The organism is Pseudomonas sp. Sample_10, from assembly GCF_004321495.1.
GTDB lineage: Bacteria > Pseudomonadota > Gammaproteobacteria > Pseudomonadales > Pseudomonadaceae > Aquipseudomonas.
Genome location: NZ_RCOE01000193.1, coordinates 1 through 1,306, shown reverse-complemented (window position 1 = coordinate 1,306; position 1,306 = coordinate 1). Strand labels below are relative to the sequence as shown.

Annotated in this window: 2 protein-coding genes; both read right to left on the bottom strand. The window is 53.5% G+C overall.

Going from position 1 to position 1,306, the window contains the following annotated elements:
* Positions 1-102 precede the first annotated feature (102 nt).
* A complete protein-coding gene (locus D8U18_RS18905; protein WP_056855266.1) occupies positions 103-939 on the bottom strand; it encodes an IS3 family transposase in 837 nt (278 codons plus the stop codon).
* Positions 936-1,241 carry an IS3 family transposase gene (locus tag D8U18_RS29065; RefSeq protein WP_056855265.1) on the bottom strand — a complete coding sequence of 102 codons (306 nt, stop codon included), beginning with the start codon at positions 1,239-1,241 and terminating at the stop codon, positions 936-938. Before D8U18_RS29065 ends, D8U18_RS18905 begins: the two co-directional genes overlap by 4 nt.
* Between the last annotated feature and the right edge of the window lie 65 nt (positions 1,242-1,306).

Below are 1,306 nucleotides of genomic sequence, written 5' to 3'. Positions count from 1 at the left end.
GAAACCTGTGGCGAGGGAGCTTGCTCCCGTTGGGCCGCGTAGCGGCCCTGATGGGGAGTCTTTCTGAACTGGTCAAGTAATCCCGGACACCGATTACGGTGTTTATGCCGCTTTTTGCTCCATGGCTATCGGCGACAGATAGTTGTTGTAGCTGTGGAGCCTGGTGCGGTTGTAGTACATGAAGAAACGCACCATGTCCGTTTTTGCCTCCTCGATCAGGCTGTAGCCGTTGCGAGGTACCCACTCTGACTTCAGCGTGCCAAAAAAACGCTCTGTTGGAGCGTTGTCCCAGCACTGTCCCCGATGGCTCATGCTTTGCACAATGCTGTGGCGGGTCAGTTCTTCTTGAAACTTGCGACTGGTGTACTGACATCCTTGGTCTGAGTGAAACATCAGCCCTGGAGGGCACGTTCGTACAGCTGTCGCCATGCGTAGCGCTTTGCTGACCAGGTTGGCGTCATTGACCAGAGAAAAAGCCCAACCAATGACCCTGCGAGCATACAAATCGATCACGATGGCCAGATGAATCCAGCGTTTGCCCACCATCAGGCTGGTAACGTCGCCACACCAAACCTGATCGATTGCAGTCGGTTTGAAGTTGCGTTTGAGCCGATTAGGCGCGACAAATGCCTCCACGCCTTTGGATCTAAATGGATGCGGCTGGCGTTGTTTACTGACAATGTTGGCTTCCCTCATCAGCGCTCGGACAAGGCTCCTTCCTGCTGCAATATTTTGCGATTTCAGGCCCTCGCTGATCATCCTGGAGCCCATGGCTTCGCGGCTTTCACTGTGCAGCTCAACGACTTTCATCCTGAGTTCTTCACGTCTGATCCGCGGCTTGGATCGCCGCTGAATCCACTCATAAAAGCTGCTGCGCTTCACACCGAAAACACGACACACCACGGCCGTCGGAAATGACTCTCTTAGCTCTACGATCATCGGAAACGATCGGGATCCGACATCAAGAGAGCGGTAGCCTTTTTTAAGATTTCAGCTTCCATCTCCATGCGCTTGATCTTGGCTTTTAGCTCCTGGATTTGGCGCTGATCGTCAGTAATCGCCTTGGTGCCTTCAACTGACCGGCCCTCGCGCTCCTTACGAACCTGATCAACCCAGCGCCGTAAAGCGGTGGGCCCGATATCCAGCGAAGCACAAACCTCTGGAACCGGGCAGTTATCATCAAGCACCATGCTCGCAGCATGCAGTTTGAACTCGCGGGTGTAGACCTTTCTTTCGTTCATGGAACCTCCAAGTTGGCGAAATCATATCGCCCTTAAGAGGTGTCCGGAATTATTAGGCCAGTTCA

Bases quoted from the DNA above. Each gene is read 5' to 3' on its own strand.
- D8U18_RS18905 (WP_056855266.1), bottom strand. From the start codon at position 939: ATGATCGTAGAGCTAAGAGAGTCATTTCCGACGGCCGTGGTGTGTCGT.
- D8U18_RS29065 (WP_056855265.1), bottom strand. From the start codon at position 1,241: ATGAACGAAAGAAAGGTCTACACCCGCGAGTTCAAACTGCATGCTGCG.